Annotated in this window: 16 protein-coding genes and 1 tRNA gene; 9 read left to right on the top strand and 8 right to left on the bottom strand. The window is 46.0% G+C overall.

Features of this window, described 5'->3' with window-relative positions:
• The first annotated feature begins 223 nt into the window (after positions 1-223).
• From glyQ to H6F73_RS08505, 6 genes are all read left to right on the top strand, one after another.
• The gene (gene glyQ, locus H6F73_RS08480; protein WP_190758386.1) at positions 224-1,132 is read left to right on the top strand and encodes a glycine--tRNA ligase subunit alpha; all 909 of its coding nucleotides are present in this window, start codon (positions 224-226) and stop codon (positions 1,130-1,132) included.
• A gap of 96 nt (positions 1,133-1,228) precedes the next feature.
• A complete protein-coding gene (locus H6F73_RS08485) occupies positions 1,229-1,705 on the top strand; it encodes a DUF4079 domain-containing protein (RefSeq protein ID WP_347239505.1) in 477 nt (158 codons plus the stop codon).
• Positions 1,705-4,104: a ComEC/Rec2 family competence protein gene (locus tag H6F73_RS08490; RefSeq protein WP_190758387.1), complete on the top strand. Its 2,400-nt coding sequence runs from the start codon at positions 1,705-1,707 to the stop codon at positions 4,102-4,104. The genes H6F73_RS08485 and H6F73_RS08490 overlap by 1 nt, the downstream gene beginning before the upstream one ends.
• A 44-nt stretch (positions 4,105-4,148) precedes the next feature.
• Positions 4,149-4,235, top strand: a tRNA-Ser gene (locus H6F73_RS08495).
• A gap of 64 nt (positions 4,236-4,299) precedes the next feature.
• A complete protein-coding gene (locus tag H6F73_RS08500) occupies positions 4,300-6,948 on the top strand; it encodes an S-layer homology domain-containing protein (RefSeq protein ID WP_190758388.1) in 2,649 nt (882 codons plus the stop codon).
• A 93-nt stretch (positions 6,949-7,041) separates the two neighbouring features.
• Complete coding sequence (locus H6F73_RS08505) at positions 7,042-9,342, top strand: polysaccharide biosynthesis tyrosine autokinase (protein ID WP_190758389.1); 2,301 nt, start codon at positions 7,042-7,044, stop codon at positions 9,340-9,342.
• Between the two features lie 114 nt (positions 9,343-9,456).
• Here H6F73_RS08505 and H6F73_RS08510 read toward each other — a convergent pair whose 3' ends face one another.
• From H6F73_RS08510 to H6F73_RS08530, 5 genes are all read right to left on the bottom strand, one after another.
• Positions 9,457-9,873: a DUF1824 family protein gene (locus H6F73_RS08510; RefSeq protein WP_190758390.1), complete on the bottom strand. Its 417-nt coding sequence runs from the start codon at positions 9,871-9,873 to the stop codon at positions 9,457-9,459.
• A 186-nt stretch (positions 9,874-10,059) separates the two neighbouring features.
• Positions 10,060-10,308: a hypothetical protein gene (locus H6F73_RS08515; protein ID WP_190758391.1), complete on the bottom strand. Its 249-nt coding sequence runs from the start codon at positions 10,306-10,308 to the stop codon at positions 10,060-10,062.
• 433 nt (positions 10,309-10,741) lie between these two features.
• Positions 10,742-11,722 (bottom strand): DNA polymerase III subunit delta', encoded by a 981-nt coding sequence (holB, locus tag H6F73_RS08520; protein ID WP_190758392.1) that lies wholly within the window; start codon positions 11,720-11,722, stop codon positions 10,742-10,744.
• 53 nt (positions 11,723-11,775) lie between these two features.
• Positions 11,776-12,432 (bottom strand): dTMP kinase, encoded by a 657-nt coding sequence (tmk, locus tag H6F73_RS08525; RefSeq protein ID WP_190758393.1) that lies wholly within the window; start codon positions 12,430-12,432, stop codon positions 11,776-11,778.
• Between the two features lie 93 nt (positions 12,433-12,525).
• The gene (locus tag H6F73_RS08530; RefSeq protein ID WP_190758480.1) at positions 12,526-13,527 is read right to left on the bottom strand and encodes a calcium-binding protein; all 1,002 of its coding nucleotides are present in this window, start codon (positions 13,525-13,527) and stop codon (positions 12,526-12,528) included.
• 297 nt (positions 13,528-13,824) lie between these two features.
• On the opposite strand from H6F73_RS08530, the gene H6F73_RS08535 reads away from it, so the two are divergent.
• Positions 13,825-15,306 carry a phosphoglucomutase/phosphomannomutase family protein gene (locus tag H6F73_RS08535; protein ID WP_199330480.1) on the top strand — a complete coding sequence of 494 codons (1,482 nt, stop codon included), beginning with the start codon at positions 13,825-13,827 and terminating at the stop codon, positions 15,304-15,306.
• A gap of 17 nt (positions 15,307-15,323) precedes the next feature.
• On the top strand, positions 15,324-15,911 hold the full coding sequence (gene rdgB / locus H6F73_RS08540) for an RdgB/HAM1 family non-canonical purine NTP pyrophosphatase (protein WP_190758394.1): 588 nt from the start codon (positions 15,324-15,326) through the stop codon (positions 15,909-15,911).
• A 39-nt stretch (positions 15,912-15,950) separates the two neighbouring features.
• Here rdgB and H6F73_RS08545 read toward each other — a convergent pair whose 3' ends face one another.
• On the bottom strand, positions 15,951-16,289 hold the full coding sequence (locus tag H6F73_RS08545; protein ID WP_190668904.1) for a P-II family nitrogen regulator: 339 nt from the start codon (positions 16,287-16,289) through the stop codon (positions 15,951-15,953).
• A gap of 655 nt (positions 16,290-16,944) precedes the next feature.
• Between H6F73_RS08545 and H6F73_RS08550 the strand changes: the two genes are divergently transcribed.
• On the top strand, positions 16,945-17,265 hold the full coding sequence (locus tag H6F73_RS08550; protein WP_190758395.1) for a hypothetical protein: 321 nt from the start codon (positions 16,945-16,947) through the stop codon (positions 17,263-17,265).
• An 89-nt stretch (positions 17,266-17,354) separates the two neighbouring features.
• Here H6F73_RS08550 and H6F73_RS08555 read toward each other — a convergent pair whose 3' ends face one another.
• Positions 17,355-18,974 (bottom strand): 4-Cys prefix domain-containing protein, encoded by a 1,620-nt coding sequence (locus H6F73_RS08555; RefSeq protein WP_190758396.1) that lies wholly within the window; start codon positions 18,972-18,974, stop codon positions 17,355-17,357.
• Positions 18,971-20,596, bottom strand: coding sequence for an NB-ARC domain-containing protein (locus H6F73_RS08560; RefSeq protein WP_190758397.1), 1,626 nt, complete (start codon positions 20,594-20,596; stop codon positions 18,971-18,973). The genes H6F73_RS08555 and H6F73_RS08560 overlap by 4 nt, the downstream gene beginning before the upstream one ends.
• Between the last annotated feature and the right edge of the window lie 176 nt (positions 20,597-20,772).

Here is a 20,772-nt window from a genome sequence, read left to right on the forward strand (position 1 = left end):
CTTTCAAACTATTATTTTTTCTAGGTTCAGGGCGCTTCGAGGCGTCTCGCTTTCGCGTCGCTTCCTCTTGAGCGCTTTACTAATCTATCAACTCAACTGAGCTCTGTCAACCCTTTTTGAAAAAATATTTGAACTTGGGTTTCATAAACTCTCAAACCCCTGCAGGGCGTAGCATTTGCGCGAGAATGAGTAATGCACGTCTTGCTGCTGAGGAAAAACACCTGTGAATTTTCAATCGGTCATTGCTACATTGCATCAGTTTTGGGCCGAGCGCGGCTGCTTAATTGCCCAACCTTACGATATAGAGAAAGGGGCCGGCACGATGAGTCCCCATACATTCTTAAGAGCGATTGGCCCTGAACCTTGGTCAGTCGCCTATGTAGAGCCTTGCCGGCGTCCTACGGATGGCCGCTATGGCGAAAATCCCAATCGCTATCAGCACTACTACCAGTATCAAGTGTTGATGAAGCCCTCACCGGATAACATCCAAGACATATATCTCGATTCCTTACGGGCATTAGGCATTCGCCCAGAGGATCACGACATTCGGTTTGTGGAAGACAACTGGGAATCTCCCACCTTAGGAGCTTGGGGTGTAGGCTGGGAAGTTTGGCTTGACGGCATGGAAATTACTCAATTCACCTACTTCCAGCAGTGTGGAGGAATTGATTGCCGTCCAGTAGCTATCGAGATTACTTATGGACTAGAGCGGCTGGCCATGTATCTTCAAGAGGTTGATGCGTTTACCAAAATTCGCTGGACAGATGAGGTGAGCTATGGAGACGTTCACTTTCAAGGAGAAATTGAGCAATGTACTTATAACTTCGAGGCGTCGAATCCCGATTTGCTGTTTACATTGTTTGGGCTATACGAACAAGAAGCAGAACAGTTAACCCAGCGCGGGCTAGTTCTACCGAGTCTGGATTATGTGCTCAAGTGTTCTCACTCGTTTAACTTGCTCGACGCTAGAGGAGTAATTTCTGTAACGGAGCGGACACGCTACATTGGGAGAATTCGCAACTTAGCGCGACGAGTGGCGCAGCTGTACTTGCAGCAACGCGAGCAGTTAGAATTTCCATTGGGGCGAAGGCTGGAGGGTAAGCCACCGGCAGCTCAATTAACGTCGCAGTAATTCCTATAGGATAGGCTGAGATAACCTAAAATATTCGTTCGGCCTATCGGCTTCTACGGCTCTATCAAAATGCTGAAGGACGAGGTTTTGTAACTGATGGATCTGAGTCAACTGCTCGAACCCATTGCTGAGCAATTTCGCAGGTTAGGAATTCCTGAACCCATTACCCATTGGGGGCACCCCCTGATGATGGCCATTGTCGTGTTTGTGATGGGCAGTTTTGTTGGGTTAGCCGGCTGGCGTGGGCGGGCAGTTACCGATCCAGAAACAGCAAGTAAGAGTCGTAGCGATCACCGGAAATTAGCACCGTGGATGTTTCTGTTTCTGGCATTAGGCTACACCGGCGGGGTGCTATCGCTCGTTATGCAACATCAGCCGGTGCTGGAAAGCCCTCATTTTTGGACCGGCTCAACTGTGCTGGCATTACTTGCTATCAATGGCGTCATTTCTCTAAGTGGTTTCGGCGGCAATAAAGCCGTGCTACGCACAGCTCACGCTTACCTGGGCAGTACAGCACTTTGCCTGCTGTTTCTTCATGCGATACTCGGTTTGAAACTAGGGCTAGCTATCTAATGACCCGCACTGGCGGCATAATTTTGAGTCTGGCTTACATTGTGGGGTTGCTGTGTGCGGCAACTCCCAGACAGTATTTTGGCGTGCCGGCAGGGGGCTTAATCCTGTTAACTTTGGGAATAGCGGCAGCGCTGGTAATTCCTCGATTTTGGAGAACCGGCCCTAAATTTTGGCTGTGGCTAAGTGCCGGCATCATCGGATTATTGGCAACCCTGTATTTTCAAACACGAGTTCCACAACCGGCAGCCAATGACATTAGCAGATTTGTCAAGCCAGCTGATCAAAAAGCTTTAGAGCAAGTTGTGATTGTGTGGGGGAAAGTCGGCAGTACCCCACACTTAACTCGCTCTCAAAAAGCTCAATTTTGGTTAGAAGCAACTAACTTTAACGAGATTATTTCTCCTGAAAAATCTCCATCAGCAAATCAACCAAATAAATCGGCAGAAGGCTCTCAGGTAGCCACTGGTAAATTATATGTAACAGTGCCCCTCCTCCAAGCAACAGGTTTATATCCGGGTCAGAGGGTTGCTGTCACTGGCGTCTTATACATACCTAAAGCTCCGACAAACCCAGGGGCTTTTAATTTTCAAGCTTACTTGGCTAAAGAAGGCTGCTTTGCCGGCCTGCGAGGGCGTCAAGTTAGCTGGCCCAATGGACAAGCCGGCACAAGATGGGGATGGTGGGCGGTGCGGCAGCGAATTATTCGCTCACAAGTTAATTGGCTGGGCGTCCCGGAAGGCCCACTGGTCAGTGCAATGGCTTTAGGGAAACAAGCCGTCGATCTGCCTTATGACATTAAAGACCCCTTTGTACAGGTTGGGTTAGCCCACACTCTCGCAGCTTCTGGCGCTCAAGTGTCCTTAATTTTAGGGATGGTATTGGCTTTAACGCGGCGTCTTTCTATGCGCGTTCAATTTGCCATAGGGACAGGTGCCATTGCTATATTTGTTGGCTTAACTGGTTTAGAGCCTTCAGTAAGCCGTGCTGCCATTATGGGAATTGGCGCATTAGTTGCTTTGGTGGCAGAAAGGAAGGTGAAGCCATTGGGTTCACTGCTAGTAGCGGCAACAATTCTGCTGCTATTTAATCCTTTGTGGGTTTGGGATTTAGGGTTTCAGTTCAGTTTTTTGGCGACACTAGGATTAGTTGTGACGGTGCCGGCCATTATTAAACGTTTAGATTGGTTGCCGCCGGCTATTGCCTCTTTAATTGCCGTTCCACTTGCTGCTTCTGTCTGGGTTTTACCGTTGCAACTTTACATTTTTAACGTCGTATCTCCCTATAGTATTTTAGTTAATATCATCACCGCCCCTCTAATTTCTGTGATTAGTTTGGGTGGTTTTATTAGCGGTTTTGCCGGCTTAATTTGGTCAACAGCAGGAAGCGCTTTGGCGTGGCCGTTGTATTACCCCAGCCATGCGATGATTGTAATTGTAGAGTTTTTCAACAAGTTACCCGGCAATTCAGTGGCAGTCGGCGCGCTCACTGGAATCCAGTTAGTGGCGCTGTATGGGTTAATTGGCTTAGTCTGGTTGATGGGAAATTATAAGAAAGAGAGTAAAAAGCAATCAGGCAAAGGCAAACTTAATTTATCGTTTATTCTTTATCCCTTATCAATTGCTGGGCGCTGGTGGTTTGCTGGTTTAATAGCAGTGAGTTTGGTCGTTGTGCCGGCCCATCAAACAAAAACAACCTTATTTCGGATCACGGTACTCGATACCACGAAAGAGCCGGTTTTGGTCATTCAAGATCGGGGAAAAATTACCCTTGTTAATAGTGGAGATGACAGTACGGCTCGATTTACGGTATTACCTTTTTTGCAGCAGCAAGGCGTTAATCAAATTGATTGGGCAATTGCTACGGGCGCTCAGCCTGACTCCAGAAGCGGCTGGAATTTAATTTTAGAACGCTTGCCTATTAAAACACTGCACAGTATAAAACATAGCCCTGATGGTGCAATCGCAAGGGCGATTAAAGCACACGAGGGATTTTACCAGCCATTGCCAGTTGGCCAAGCCGTGTCTGCCGGCACGACTTCTGTTGAGCTAATTGATCCGGAACTGCTGGTGGTGCAGTTTCAAATTAATGGCCAAAATTGGTTATTATTAGGGGATCTCAATCCAGCTCAGCAACAAAAATTACTGAAAGCAGAAAAGCTGCAGAATTTGCAAGTGCTTTGGTGGTCTGGGAAGCATCTCAATGCCAGTTTACTGAAGACATTGCAGCCGGCAGTGGCGATCTCATCCTCTAAGTCTGTCGATCCAGACACGGCGGCCCAACTGAGTAAAGCCAAGGCCCAGCTATACTGGACGGAACGGGATGGTGCACTTCAGTGGACACCGGCAGGTGGATTTGAAACAATGCTAGAGGCAACGGAAAACAAAGCTTCCCTGCTGTAATTGGCAAAAGATCGAGTAAAATACTATAAATAGCGTCGGCACTTGGAGAGGTGGCAGAGCGGTTGAATGCGGTAGACTCGAAATCTACTTTAGGGGCAACCCTAACGTGGGTTCAAATCCCACCCTCTCCGTTGAAAACTTTACATATTAGCTAGTTGCCAGCAAGTAGCCATCGTCCTGATGGTCAGTTGAGATTTGGTATCAGTAGATAGCATTTGGGTATCGACTCAATGCGGGGTGCTGTCGAACCTTTCCACTCGCTTACTGACCGGCAAGGCTACTTCTATGCGTGTCTCGTTTGTTGCCATTTGTACCTTAACTGCCCTCGCTACCCAAGATTTGACCCGAACGGCTAGCGCTTATTCAACTTCACCCTCTCCACACCGAGAACAAGAGGCTAGTAATTTTGTCGTAAGTGGCAACACCGGCACACCTGTACCCGTTGTCCCTGTCGCTTCACCAGAAAGCTTTATCGTCCAAGTTGCCGGTCAGCGTCTTGCTGATGTGCCCGGTCACTGGGCGCAAAGTTTTATAGAACCTCTGGTTTCGCGGGGGATTATTCAAGGCTTTTCTGATGGAAACTTCCGACCGGACGTGGCACTAAATCGCGCTCAGTTTGCCACAATTATTCAACAAGCTTTTCAGAAAAATTCCCTGCGTCCTGCCGCTCAATTTGCCGATGTGCCGGCGAATTATTGGGCTTATAATGCGATTCAAAACGCGTATCAAATGGGCTTTATTAGGGGAGAGGGCAGTAACTTATTTAATCCCACTCAAAATATCTCCCGCGTGCAAGTTTTAGTCGGTTTGGCGGAAGGACTTAACTTAAAAGCCACTACCGTTAATCCGAATAACTTAGAGACTTATTTTGATGATGCCGGCAGCATACCTGAATACGCCCGTAATAGCGTTGCAGCAGCGATAGAAAATCGCCTGGTTGTTAATTATCCTAATATCCGTTCACTCAATCCTAATCAAGCCGCAACACGGGCAGAAGTCGCAGCGTTTCTCTATCAAGCCTTGGTTAAAACTGGACAGATGCCGGCGCTGACACCGAGCGCAGTTGCCAACCAGCCCCAAAATCAGCCACCACTGCCAACACTATCACCTAATCCGATTCGCATTGCGCCGCCGCCGCCTTCGGCTTTCAACACTCAGTTAATAACGAATACGACTTCTATCGCGGCACCTCCAGCCGGTTTCAGTGTGCGGCCAACAACTTCTGCAATTGAAGCTCAGCAGGCTGATTACACCTTAGGAGGGGGGGATCGCATCCGTCTGGATATTTTAAACGTTCCCGAATACGCGGGTGAATATCAAGTTTTGGTTAATGGTTCCGTAAACTTACCCTTGATTGGTAATGTATCGGTTAAAGGATTAACTTTGGAAGGGGCAGCTTCTACCATTTCTGGGAAGTACGCTTACTTTGTTAGGGAACCCATTATAACCATAAGTTTAATCGCACCGCGTCCTTTGAAAGTTGGGATTTCTGGAGAGGTCAATCGTCCTGGTTCTTATACCATTCCACTTGCCGGCGAAGGGGATGGGAACGGTGGAATTCAATTTCCTACAATCACCCAAGCAATTCAGCTAGCTGGGGGAATTAATCAAGCGTCAAACTTGCGTCAGGTGCTAGTGCGCCGGCCTCAATTAAGCGGTGCAGATCAAATCATTGGAATCGATTTGTGGGCACTCTTGCAAGGCGGCGATTTGCGTCAAGATTTAACGTTGCAAGATGGGGATATGATCTTTATTCCTACTTCAGTCAGCACTAATTTAGCAGAAGCGCCTAGATTGGCATCTGCCAGTTTTTCTGCGGCTAAAACTCAACCTTTAAATATTGCCGTCGTTGGAGAAGTTTCTAAACCCGGTTCTTATACCGTAACGGTGGATGAAGCCGGTGAGCGGGCAACTTTAACAAAGGCAATTAAAGTTGCTGGCGGAGTGACGCAATCTGCTGATATTCGTCGCGTACAAATTCGCCGGCCCACACAAGCCGGTTCACAACAACTAATTGCTGTAGATTTATGGCAACTTTTACGAGGTGGTGATCTTCAGCAAGATGTGATTTTGCAACAAGGCGATACGATTGTTATTCCAACTTCCACTGATGTTAATTTAGCAGAAGCTCCTCAATTAGCTGCCGCCAACTTTGCTGCTGATCAAACTCAACCTGTCAGTATTGCTGTGGTGGGTGAAGTTGCTCGTCCGGGATCTCATATTATTAAGTCAGATGAAAACGACACTATTCCAACGATCACACGAGCCATTCAAGTTGCCGGCGGCATCACGCAATTAGCTGATATCCGCCAGGTTCAAGTACGCCGCATGACAAGAGAAGGTTCTGAAAAAACCATTAACGTCAATCTTTGGGATCTTTTACAATCTGGTGATTTACGTCAAGATGTAACTTTACAACAAGGCGATACAATTGTTATTCCCACTGCAATTGCCCTGAATTCCGAAGAGGCAAATGAGCTGGCTTCTGCTAGTTTTTCACCCGCTGAAATTACTATCAATATAGTTGGAGAAGTGGTCAAACCAGGAGCCGTACAAGTTCCACCCAATACACCTTTAAATCAAGCATTGCTCGCAGCGGGCGGATTTAACACACGCGCGCGGAAAAGAACTGTGGAACTGGTTCGCCTCAACGCGAATGGCACAGTTTCTAAACGCAGTATAGAAATTGATCTTGAAAATGGAATTAATGAACAAAATAATCCAACTCTCCGCCCTAATGATGTGGTTATCGTTGGTAAATCTGGGTTAGCAGGCTTGTCAGATACGGTGGGTGATGTGTTAAGTCCACTGCGGTTTATTTTCCCAATTCTCAACTTGTTCTAATTCTCAAAGCAGCAGGGTTTGGGTGAGGAGTTGCATCTGCCGGCATTCTTTTAAATCATTCTTCAATCCCCTTAAATTTTCTGAGCTGAGTTAATGAATACGATAGAAAACCAACCATCTTCTCAGCAGCTTTTGCCTAAAGTTCATAACCGGCCACCTCAGATATTACCTCGCATTTACCTATCTGAAGCGCACAAACATGAGGATGAAGAATTCGATCTCAGCCAGGTTTTGCCGATTGTTCGTCGTAGAAGCGTTTTAATTGCCGGTGTAACAACGGGAGTGACGGCTGTCGTTGGAATTTGGAGTTTTACTCAAACACCTGAGTATGAAGGCAAATTTCAGTTGTTATTAGAGCCGATGATGCCTGGAAGTCAAGGTAATAACTTGCTTCCCATTGACTTGAAAAGCAAAATGCCGGCAGCCGGTTTAGATTATGAGTCGCAAATACAGGTTTTGTGGAGTCCTAAAGTCATGTCTCCGATTATTGAGCAATTACAAGCTCGATATAAAGATATGAGCTATGATTCTCTTTTTAATAAAGAAGCCGGGAAAAATCAGTTATTAATTCAGCGCTACAACAAAACTAAAATCATAGAAGTTCGATACCGCAACTTGGACAAAGGAAAAATTAACTTTGTTTTAGAAAAAGTCGCTCAAGGCTATGTTAACTACAGTATTGATGATCGCAAAACTTCTACTCGCGAAGGAATTAACTTTATCGAGAAGCAACTGCCTGATTTGCGCCGGCGTGTGGATGAGCAGCAAAGAAAACTTCTGGAATTTCGGCAGCAATTTAATATTATAAATCTGCAAATTCAGGGAGAGCAGCTATCTGAGCGAGTGATTCAAATTCAAAACCAGCGAGTAGAGGCAGAAACAACCTTAAATCAGCAGCGCTCACTCTATACGATGCTACAGCAACGTCTAGGTTTAGATCCTGATGATGCAATTGCCGCTGCGGCTTTAACTCAAGCACCTCGATATCAACAGTTGCTCAATAAACTTAAAGAAATAGAAACAAAGATTGCTATTGAATCAGCTCGATTTCATGAAACTAGCCCGACTCTGAGAATGTTGCGAGAGCAACAGCAAAATTTGATTCCTTTGTTGAATCAAGAAGCGCAACAAGTTTTAGGAAAAACAGGAAACATTAAGACTTTACCTTTCCAAGATTCAATTCGCTTGAATTTAGCTCAACAGTTAATCAATACTGCAAACACTATCCTCGTTCAAGAGGTGCGCTTAAACGCCACTGCAGAGGCGGAAAGGCAGTTAAATGAACAAGTAAGCCGATTTCCTTCCTTGGTTCGTGAACACTCAAATTTAGAAGCAGAATTAAATATAGCCACTGACACACTAAAGCAACTTTTAACACAACGAGAAGTGCTGCGGGTTGAAGCTGCTCAGCAGGAGGTGCCTTGGGAATTAATTTCTCTACCGGAAATTATGCAAGATATGAAAGGGATGCCGGTGCCTGTGTCTCCAAAACTGCCCATTACTTTAGCTTTAGGAGGAGCCGCCGGCTTGTTATTAGGTGCGGGTGCAGCTGCGTTGGCGGAACGACTGAACAATGTTTTCCACACGACTGATGATTTAAAAAATTCTCTAAGTTTACCTCTCTTAGGAATGATTCCTTATAGTGAGCAAACATTACTAAAGCCGTTAAGAGGGGAATTAGCGGAAGAGGAACTTAATTCGTCTCACCTCCTTAGTCCCTCCTTTTTCCAAGAAGCTTTTCGCTTACTTTATACAAAATTTCGCTTTCTAAAGTTGGACAAACGTATTCGATCTTTGGTGATTAGTTCTGCTACATCGGGAGATGGAAAATCTACAGTAGCGTTGAACTTAGCAAAAGCTGCGGCTGTTATGGGGCAGCGAGTATTATTGGTGGATGCAAACTTGCGCCGGCCTCAAATTCACACTCAGCTTGGCTTAGCACCCCAGAAAGGATTAAGTGATGTAATTTCCAGCAATATTCAAGTGAATAATGTGATTATTAAATCACAGATTGAGGAAAATTTATGGGTGCTAACTGCTGGAAAAATGCTAACAGATGCGCCTCAATTTCTTTCATCTAAAAATATGCAATATTTAATGAATAAGTTAAAATCCGCCTTTGATTTAGTTATTTATGATGCACCACCGCTGCTGAATGTGGCAGATAGTAAATTTCTGGCGGCAAATACAGATGGACTCATCCTAGTGGTGCGGATGGGTAAAACAAATCGGACTGTTTTGACACAAGTCTTGGATCGATTAAGCACTGGTGATTTTCCTGTTTTAGGTGTGATTGCAAATGAGGTACGAAAGGATAGTTTAAGGATGTATGATCGTTATTACAAAAAGCTTACAAAAACTCGTAATTTCGATACTCTATATCCTATGTTTTAAGAAATTAAAAATTTCATGAGAAAATAGGAACAGCCTAAATTTAGGATTACATCTGGTATTGAGTAGAATATAAATTCTCTGTAGTTTTTTATCTAAACGTTTATTTTAAGATTTTCATATAAATAACTCAAGCGGTAAGTGACCATACATTTCATTAATTCCTTCTTGATAAGAAGATTGACAAGAAACCAGAACGCCTCGATGTTTTCCTGTGTAGGAGTCAAAATAACATAAGCCTGTGAGAGGGTTGAACTTAATATAAACAGAGCCTTCAGCTTTGGAAATGTCGAGGGAAGCTTCATAGCCTAAAGCTTTTGCATAGCTTTCTAGCGCTAATAGACCTTGCTCTGGAGTGCCGGCGCAAATTCCTAATATTTGGTAATCAGAGTGGCCGGCTAGTAAAAGCAGGGCTTGACGGATTAAGACTTTTTCCGATTCAGAATCTACTGATTTTGTTTCTATACAGTTAAAAGGTGCAAGAAGTTGTTGGGCTTCTTGAATGGTCAGATTAGCCTGGTTCTGTAGGTTCATAGATGCTGATGTGATTGCAGTGATCGATTGGCTGTAAATGTGCCGGCGATAGAAAATTACGGCTTCTTGGCTTTCTTGCTACTGTGTGTCAGGGAACCCGCATTTATGAGAACCTGTGAGTTTCTGCAAATTAATGACAATATTAGCTCAAGGACATCGCTCAAACTCAATCAGCCGGCAAAACATTTACTCTTTATTAAACAATCCTCCCATTGTCCAAGCCAAATTAACCATTAAAGCCTTAGCGATGGCTTTTAATTCGTCTGCCGGTTCTGTGTCGCGAGGGTTAGAGTGATCGGGTGATTCCACGTCCGTTGCCGGCTGGATTTGGTCACCTGCAGGCTCTAAAAACACAGCATTATCAGCGTTGGGTTCTGGTAAAACTTCGGGTTCTGGTAAAACTTCCAAAGCCATATTTTGAATGTCTTCAGACATTGACTTGCAATTTCCTAAGTATCTAATGGACTTGTTTGTAGATGCAAGCTCACTGTGGCTGAGTTACAAAAGCTTCACTCCTGCGCTTAAAGGAATTGGCAATTGCTTTTTTCCTCGGAGTCTCAGACTATTCCCCGTTGTTTGACTTGATCACCACTAAAATAACCAGTTTGCCGGCCAGCACAACCCTACAATTGCTTTTTGTAGGATCATAGACCTATTCACCTGTCGCTAAAGTGGTGCTTGTGAATTAAATTAACTTCATTTAGTATTTTACCTATAGTTCTTATCATAAGTTAATTTTTTTCTGCTTTTGAGTCTCTGTGTTTCCACCGGCACCGAATCCCTTTAACGCATAAGCATTAAATTTCCAGGATAGAAAAGAGGCGCATAGGAACAAGGAAAGACCGCTTTTTTGGCGGATAAACCCACTTTAGCAAACTTTCCCTAATTGACACATATCTAAAAGTGTGCACTCCCAGACTAATCGTGGCTGGGCATAATTGAGCAAATACTGGCGGGCTGTTTCCAATCGGCGTAGAGGTAACTCATGAATTATGCCGGCTTGAAGTTGTTGTTGCCAGTAGCAGTGCTGTAAATACTCCACCAACCACAACTGCGCTTCCGTATCTAAAGCTTTGTCAATTTCTTTTGCCAGTTCTAAAGCTTTGCGGGGTGTGCGGGGCATTTGCGTTACCGCTTGCAGCAGTTCCGGGGGAATCGTTTGTAATTGCTGCCAACAGGTGATGGCATCTCCCGGACTTCCCTGCGCCTGCGCCATCACCGGCTCATTTGCCACAATTTCCTCATGAGCGTGCCGCCTGAGTACCTGATCCATCGCCTCTCGTGACAATCGATAAAACGGTATCCGCTGACAGCGCGACACCAACGTTGGCAATAACGACTCGGATGCCGGTGCAATCAAAATCAGCGTCGCCTGTCCCGGTTCTTCCAGCGTTTTCAGTAAGGCATTTGCTGCCGCCTCCGCCATTGTTTCTGCTCGTTCGATCACGACTACCGAGCGCGACGCTGCCAAAGGAGGCCGACTGAGAAATTGACTAATTTCCCGGATCTGTTCCAGCCGAATTTGAGGGGGAGCTTTTCGCTTCACACCGGCTGCCGCTGCTTCCGCTGCCGAAAGTCGCTTTCCTTGGTGCAAATAAGTCGGTTCCACCCACAGTAGATCGGGATGATTGCCCTGACGCACTCGTTTTTGTATTGAGGCAATCTCTTGATGTTCGGGGAGATTAATACAGAAAAGTTGCTCAATAAAACAACGGGCGGCTAAACTACGCCCCACACCGTCAGGGCCGGCAAATAAATAAGCCGGTGCGATTCGATTCTGTGCGATTGCTTGGGTTAGCAACTCGACTGCCGGTTCTTGGCTGATGAGCTGTTCAAAAAAATCGCTCATAATTCAAAGTGGGACTTAGGAAGCTACGGGTTAAAAACTTTTAGGATTTGTTCTCAGCGATTTTCGATTCTTCCGGGGAAAAAATGTTGATTCAAAATTGTTTGAATCTGCTGGGCAACTTGTTCTTCACTGGGACTGGCATCTATTCGCACAATTCGATGGGGATGGGCTTTGGCGAGTTCTGTGTATCCTTGCTGAACTCGCCGGTGAAAATTTAGATTTGCTTGCTCAATGCGATCAACGCTTCCCCGACGCTTGGCCCTCGCTAAACCGATTTCTACATCTACATCTAACCATAAGGTTAAATCGCTCTCCAGTCCGTCTGTTGCTAGCTGATTTAGCTGTTCTATTACGGTTAGATTTAGACCCCGACCATAGCCTTGGTAAGCAATGGTGGAATCTGTGTAGCGGTCGCATAAAATAATCGCACCGGCAGCTAACTGAGGCTTGAGGAATCCCTCAACGTGTTGCGCTCGATCAGCAGCATATAAAAATAATTCTGCCCGATCTTGAATCGGTTCGCCTGGACGTGGTTCTAAAAGTAGCCGGCGCAACTGCAAACCAAGTTCTGAGCCTCCTGGTTGCCTAGTAACCAGTATAGAACGGTGTTTAAATCGGCTGTCTGCTTGCAGCCACATCTGTAATTTTCGTAACTGTGTGGTTTTCCCACACCCCTCAACCCCTTCAAAAACAATAAATCTGCCGGTCATAGTCGGAAATTAAGTTTAAGAGTGCCGGCGTTCATAGCTGTTTTGAATATACGCGGGGAGAGGGGCAGCATAGGCTCAGGATAACAAGGGTTATTAGGGAGTTGTGGGTGTGGTGATAATATCACCAGACGCTGTAACGAATGCACCTGTACCCAGGCCGGTTTCACCAACGGTTATAAAATCCTCCTCAGTCAACAGCGCTGGAGAGGGAACACTTGCCAAGATTGCCAAAAGCTTACCACCTGGGGCGTTGATGATAGTAAATGTCCTGAGAGCGTTTTCTGAGACTAAATTAAGTCCCTCCTCGAACTCAAGGTCGGCGAAAGTTAAATCATCACCTAAGCCAATAAAATCTTGGTTGTCGAAGTAGTCAGTGATGTACTCAGGGCCGGCACTGGCAGACAAAACAAATACATCTTGGCCGGCACCGCCTGTTATCGTATCTTCACCAAAGTCACCCAACAGATAGTCATTGCCATCATCGCCTAAAAGAGAGTCATTGCCGCGACCGCCGCGCAGGGTGTCGTCGCCATCTGCGCCGGTTAAGGCATCGTTGCCGCTGTTGCCGCTAGCATAGTCGTTGCCAAAATCTCCGCCGACAACATCATTGTCGTTTCCACCCTGAAGGGTGTCATCTCCTTGACCGCCCCGCAAGATGTCTACACCGTCATCGCCAAAAAGGTGATCGCTCTCGCCGTTGCCAAATAACTGGTCATCGCCGGCTTCTCCATAGATGGTGTCAAGACCCTCTTCACCTAAAACGGTGTCATTGCCCACACCACCCCATAAAGTGTCGTCACCGGCTCCTCCAAAAACTTGATCTAGGCCGGCCTCGCCGTATACCTGGTCATTGCCTAAGTCCCCATAGACAGTGTCATCGCCGACTCCTGCAAACAGGGTATCTTCATCTCCACCCCCCCAGATGATGTCGTTGCCGTCCTCGCCAAACAATAGGTCAGTGCCGGCGTTGCCAAATAACTGGTCAGTAATTTGACGGCCAAAGAGTGTATCGGCTCCCTCAAGACCCAAAACTAAATCAGTTTCCGCAGTTCCAATGATGGAGTTATCGAGCGTATCTCCAATTATGTTGGCCATATCCGACACCTTGCTCCTATAGCAACCACAGGGGCAAATTATACCCAGCCCCAGCAAACCATCCTATATCAAGATTTGGCAGATGATCTGGAAAAGCTTATTTTCTATGGGTTTTGAGTTTTGCTGGAGCCAAGATTTGGGGATTTTGGGATTAAAAATTCTGGTTTTGAGCGCAAAAAAATTTACATCACACGTTTTTTTTCTTTTGCTCGATGCTTTGAGAGGAGCGCCCATTTTTATAATGTGGAGAAGCCATGAAAAACTGGTGTCATAAATGTAAGCGAGGCAAATTTAATCATGGTTCAACCTTCCTCTGTGCCGGCATCTGTTACTCCAATCAAGTTTGGTACAGACGGCTGGCGGGGCGTGATTGCGGCAGATTTCACCTTTGAGCGTGTGGTGCGAGTTGCGCCAGTGGCCGCACAAGTCTTAGCAGACATCTATGGCGACACCACCGGCAGCCATAGCGTCATAGTTGGTTATGACCGGCGCTTTCTGGCTGAAGACTTCGCCAAGGCGGCGGCTGAGGCCATCCAAGCGGCAGGATTCGATGTATTGCTCTCGGAAGGTTATGCCCCGACTCCGGCTTTCAGTTGGGCAGCTAAGCAAAAAAATGCCCTAGGTGCAATCGTCTTAACTGCCAGCCACAATCCTGCTGCATACTTAGGATTAAAAGTCAAGGGATATTTTGGGGGTTCGGTGTCCCCAGAGGTAACAAAACAGATTGAAGCCCGGTTGGAAGGAGAAGTGCCGGCACAGAATGAGCAGCCGGTAACTGCGGGAAAACTAGAAATGTTCAATCCCTGGCCGAGTTACTGTGAGGGGCTAAGGGCAAAGGTGGATATCTCGCGGATTCAGGATGCGATTTCCCAAGGAAAACTCACGGTTTTTGCAGATGTGATGCACGGTGCGGCTGCCAGCGGGTTAAACCAGTTGTTAGAGATGCCGGTGCAAGAAATTAACAGCAACCGCGATCCCCTATTTGATGGAGGTGCGCCGGAACCACTGCCTCGCTATCTTTCCCAGTTATTTCGAGTGATGCGAACCCACCGACGAGAGGGTGGGGGAAGTGGAGAGCGTTTAGCGATTGGATTTGTGTTTGATGGCGATAGCGACCGGATCGCGGCTGTGGATGCTCAAGGCAATTTCCTTAGCTCTCAAATTTTAATCCCAATTCTGATTGATCACTTAGCGAAACGCCGGGGATGGACAGGGGAAGTTGTAAAAACGGTGAGTGGTTCCGATTTAATTCCTCGCCTTGCTGCTTTATACAATTTGCCAATCTATGAAACGCCCATCGGCTACAAGTACATTGGGGATCGGATGCTAGAGGTGCCGGTGTTAGTTGGCGGTGAGGAGTCGGGGGGAATTGGCTACGGGACACATATTCCGGAACGCGATGCCTTGCTATCAGCGCTTTACCTGCTGGAAGCAGTTGTGGAATCGAATCAAGATTTAGGCGAGATCTACCGCCGGCTACAGGAACAAACCGGCTTTACGGCTGCTTATGATCGCATTGATCTGCCTTTGGCGAGTATGGAGGTGAGATCGCGTTTGCTAGAACAACTGCAAAAGCAGCCACTGCAAGAAATAGCCGGTCAGCCGGTGGTGGATTGCAATCCAATTGATGGTTATAAGTTTCGTTTAGCGGATGATAGCTGGCTACTGATTCGCTTTAGCGGGACTGAGCCGGTTTTGCGGCTATATTGCGAAGCTGCAACGCCTGAGCAAGTGCGTCACACTTTGGCATGGGCAAAAGAGTGGGCGAATCGATTTTAACAACGAAAAACTAACCAATGACAAATCCAAAATTGCTTGTTGTCGCCACCGGCAATCCCGGTAAGTTGAAGGAAATGCAGGCGTATTTGTCTGATCTGGGTTGGGAATTACGCCTGAAACCTGATGAATTGGACGTTGAAGAAACCGGCGAGACGTTTATGGCAAATGCTTGTCTGAAGGCGTCTGAGGTGGCTAAAGCAACCGGGGAATGGGCGATTGCTGATGATTCTGGTTTATCAGTGGATGCGCTTGCCGGTGTGCCCGGAGTTTATTCGGCGCGTTATGGCAAAACGGATGCGGATCGGATTAGCCGGCTGCTAGGGGAATTGGGCGATGAAGCCAATCGACAGGCTCAATTTGTCTGCGCTATCGCTATTGCCCGTCCTGATGGAGGAATTGCCTTGCAAGTGGAGGGGATTTGCCGGGGTGAAATCCTCCACGCGCCAAGGGGTACTGGCGGATTTGGCTACGATCCGATTTTCTATGTGCCGGCGCAGCAGTTAACTTTCGCGGAAATGACGCCAGAGTTGAAGCGACAGTGCAGCCATCGGGGCAAAGCGTTTGAAGCGCTGTTACCCCAAATCCAGCAACTGATGCAGGAATGAGCAGGGACTGGGGGTTAGCACACCCCCAGCTCTCAGCTTTTAAATCGCTTCTTGGTTCTTTTCTCCTGTACGAATTCGGATAATTTGATCAACCGGCGAGATGAAAATCTTGCCGTCTCCAATTTCGCCGGTGCGGGAGGCGGCGATGATTTTGTCTACAACCATATCGACTTGGTCATCTTCCACAACGATTTCGACTTTGAGCTTCTGTAGAAACTCAACGGTGTACTCGGAACCGCGATAGCGCTCGGTTTGTCCTTTTTGACGCCCAAAGCCCCGGACTTCGGAAACAGTCATCCCAACGATGCCGGCGTTGACAAGGGCAATCTTGACTTCGTCTAGCTTAAATGGCCGAATAATGGCTTCTACCTTTCTCAAAGTTCTGGCTCCTTCGTTTTATGTGTTTACTGGCTAACTAGCACTGCATTTTACTATCACCGTCTAGTGCGAGTCTTGTGTAACCGTGAATACTTTCCATAACTTAGATATCACAATGCCGGTACTCAACCTAAGCCGGCGAGTCCTGAAAACGACGATGTCAGTAGAACCAACCTTCGCAACTGTCAACCGGCACCCCTAGCCGGTTTTGATTAAATCTCACTAAACAAGGATTTTTCTCATTTTATATAATACTTAATCCATAGAAACTTTTATTTTTTAGTGGGGTAGCTTGACATATATGTTTTTAACACATAATATATAAAAATTAAATCCAGAAAGTGAGATTCAAAAAAATTAGGGGAAATCAATCCGGTTTCGTCAAAGATAAATGGTGAAGTCTGCGGCAGTAAAGGGGAATTTTTTCTGTTCTTATCCTCTTCTGCCTCTTCTCACGTATATCTTTGGATGTGTGCTTGAGAAAACTGGTTACTGAAAAGTCTTTGGAAAGCGACTAGACAATCAGACAATGATTGGGTGCTATAACCCCTCACATAACTCACATTAGTTGATAAGTGTGAGGCAGTGCTGCGCGACTTTTTGTTTTCAACCAGGTAATTAACGAAAAAATCGCTTTTGATCAAAGGAAAATTCTATGATGACTTGGTTTAATATTGCTGCCAAAAAGTCTTCTGTGGCTCAAATGGTGTGGGAGAAAAAACCACAATCGCCACAACTGCCAACTTTTATTATGAAAGCGATTTTTACACGGGCCAATGAGGATGACAAGCCAGAGCCGGTGGAAATCGATGTAGAGCTGGAAATCTTGGATGAGGTAGATATATCTGAGCGAGATGAGGAATTAGAAAGGGAGGAGATTGAGAAAAACCCGGATGCCGGCACGGAGGCAGCACCCGACCATTTTGAGCTTCATCTTGGGTGGAATTCAAAGAGTTTGCTTGTTGGTGCCGGCTAATGGTTGATTGTCTAATGAATTTATCGGTTTGCAGTGGGTTGCCGGTTACTGCCGGCTTCTAACGCTGCCGGTGCTACCACCAACGCTAATCATTTTTTCTTTGCTGCTTCATTCAAACGTTGCCGTGCCGTACTTTTCCAGGTATCTTCCTCTGGGCTACCTCCAGAAGGATAGTCGCGGCAGTTTTTCCATTCCACAAGTGAGGCTGGCTTTTTGCCTTGAGCTTCTAGTACCTGTGCGAGTAAGCAGTGAGGAGAAGCCCAATTACCCGCTAATTTAATGGCTTTCTGCAAGTTAGTCTCTGCTTCGGCATAGCGAGTTTGCTCAAGCCTAGCCCAACCAAGGTTTTTGTACAAAGCGGCTTTCACTCTAGGGTGTTCAGCCAGCTCTAAATTAGGCAAGAGTAGATCGACGGCTTTGGCACTGTCTCGATCCAAAATTTGCAAGCGACTTAAGTTACTGATAGCAGCAGGAGCAACGTTTTTATCGTTGCTCTGCGTAGCAAGCGAGTATTGATTATTGGCACACTCAAAATCTTTTTTATCTTCGCAAATCATGCCCAAGCTGTAGTGAGCAGCCCCAGACTTAGGATTGAGTTTGAGGGCTAATTCGTAGTAAAATTTGGCACTTTGAAGTTGACCCTCACTATAGTTTGCAGTCCCAAGTGAAACAAAAAAACGATCAAGTTTAGGAACCAAAAATTGATTAACTAGAACGGGAATTTGAGGAGCGATTAGAGGAAAACTGATAAATCCTAAAGACAGCAGTGCTGCTTTTAACTTTCGGAAACCAGAATTAGGCGTGTCTGAAGCTTTAGCAATGCTTTCTAGGCGTTTAGAGATTTCCCAGGTATTTTCTGGCCGGCTCTTAGGTTCCGGTTCCATCAGCTCATCAATTAAATCTGCTAAACCTTTTGAAAGCGGCGTCCAAGGTTTTAAACCCTTGGCGCTTTCTCGCCAATTCAGAGTTTCTGGATCAGAGTCGGTACTAAAATCTTGTGGAGGAATGCCGGTGAGTAAATGGACAAAAGTGCGCCCCAAAGCATAGAAATCTGAGCGTGGCCCTGATTGGCCAATTACTTGCTCTGGTGCTGCGTATCCCGTTGTCCCAACTCTCGTCCCACCGTCATTCCCGACTTTAACCGTGCCAAAGTCTATCAAAGCCAGCCGGCCATTTGGTTTGCGAATGATATTAGAGGGTTTAATATCTCGATGCAAAAGGTTTTGTTCGTGTACCCGATCCAAAATTTCTGTGAGCTGTTGCAGCCAATCCAGCGCTTCTTTTTTGGTAATTGGGCCGTTACCTTCTAACCAATCTGCTAAGTTGTCTCCCTCTATTTTCTCCATAACTAAGCAAGGCAACGACTTGCCGGTGTTAGGAGAAAATGTGAAATAATCATCCGGTTCAACTCTGGGAATTCCTCGATGCCTTAAAAACATCAAAGCGCGTGCTTCTTCCTTAAACAGGCGCGTGAGTTCCGGGTTGTTGAACTTCAAAACTTTCAGAACCTTTAAGGTTCCCCAGTCATCAACCCCACCCAAATCTTTGACTTCATAAATATCGGTCGGATAAGCTGGGTTAAGTTCCCGCAATGGTTTCACGACCCGATATCGGTCATTGATCAGCAAGCTGGAACCGCAAGTCTGGCAAGTTTCCAGATTGTCTGGGTTTTCGCGATTAGGACATCTGGGGTTGATGCAGTAAATCACGCGCTTATATCTTCCTTAAGAATCGTAAGCAGTGTACGAATATTATCCTCGGCATATCTAACTTCCCGTCGGGATTTGCCTTCAAGCTTTGATAAAACTTGTTTTAGACCATTAATCTGATCTTCAACGAATCCTGGGTTGCTATACAGCATTGTTTCCAGCTTCTGCTTCACTAATTTCAAGACATCAGGAAGTTCATGAATATCTGGCAAACTTTCATTTGGGTTCAACGCATGACTTTTTAAGACTGCTAATCTTTCAGGTTTTTGCGTTTTGACCACTTCTCGAATTTCGTCTATTACTTGCTCCACAAATTGGTTGAGTACATACTTCATAATTAACGGCTGAAGCGTAAATAGAGTTTCACTTTTTTCCGTTATTTTTTGGATCAGTGAACGCCGATCTAAAGAGGCCAGTGTTGTGAGCAACTCTGAGGGTGAGACAGGAAACAAACTCTCTTCTCTCAAGGTAGTAATGTCTAGCGGATTGCCTTCAATTGCCAACCAAAACATAATTTCTTTTTCTGAGTCAGATAGTCTCACAAACTGCTGGTCGAGTAAATATCGAATATCTCCAAGAAACAGTGTGTTTTTTAAGAAGTCTGCGACATTGCCATTAAACAATTCTTTAATGGTTGAAGACATGATTTTAATCGCTAATGGGTTGCCTCCATAGCGGTCAATTAGGGCGCTCCATTCTGGCTGCCGGCCTGACAAGCCTTTCTCTCGGATAATTTCTAGGGCGACTTCTCCTGAACCGATCAGTGGCAAGGAACGAACTTTTTCTCCTTCAAGTAAGGCTAAGTCTGCGGGTTTCTCTGAAGAGACGATCATTAAGCAACTGGTATGGTTGGTTTCTGCAATTCGTTTGAGTAGCTCGCGATAACCTTCGTATCCTTTACGATACTGACCGGCTAGCTCTTCACTTTGCAGGACATTTTCAAAATCATCTAAAATCAGCAGACATTTGTGATTGCGTAAATACTCGATCAACCGCGAGACTCGACCGTTGATGTCTGTTAATACGTCGGGTTTTTTCTGGTTATATAAAAATTGGGTTAAACCACTTAATAACTCTTCGGCTGTCGGGGCGTTGCGAAGTGACTGCCAAATGACAAAGTCAAACTGTTCCTGAATTTGTTTGGCGATTTGGACAGATAAACTGGTTTTGCCAATGCCGCCTAAGCCGAGGACTGAGACAAGCCGGCATTTATCTTGCAAGAGCCACTGTTCTAGGGTGGCCATTTCTTCCGTGCGCCCATAAAAAACGGGAACGTCGGGTGCTTCGCTCAAATCTCGGCGCTGGGGGAGAATAACGGGTGCGGAGGAAGCCGGCTGGGAAGACGTTGCATATAGTGCCTGATGCGGCCCACCTTGATAGATGGACAGCAGCTGGTGTCTCAATTCAGCTAATTTGCCTGGGCCGGCACCTGTGATATTAAATTTCCTGTAGACCTCACCAAGTCGCTTGCGGACAGCAATGTTGCTAATGCCCAGGTCTGTTGCGATCTCGGCAGTCGATTGGCCGCCAAGGGCCATTTGCAAAGCTTGTAACTCGGCACCAGACACGCCGCGTTCAGCGGTTAACATTTGCAGATATTCTTCGGGTATTGGGGGAATCAAGATAGTCTTCTCGCATTTCAAAAGTCTCCGATTTTTATTATATTCTGTTACCCTCAAGACGCGTACTGGTGAGAGCTTCCATTGGCTTTGTGTGAGTGTATTCCTAAGTTTTCCTGAAAGAATTTTTACAATATACTTTTGAATACTCATACTTAATTTTTTTGAAAAAATATAAC

The sequence above is a fragment of the Microcoleus sp. FACHB-68 genome, assembly GCF_014695715.1.
Classification (GTDB): domain Bacteria; phylum Cyanobacteriota; class Cyanobacteriia; order Cyanobacteriales; family Oscillatoriaceae; genus FACHB-68.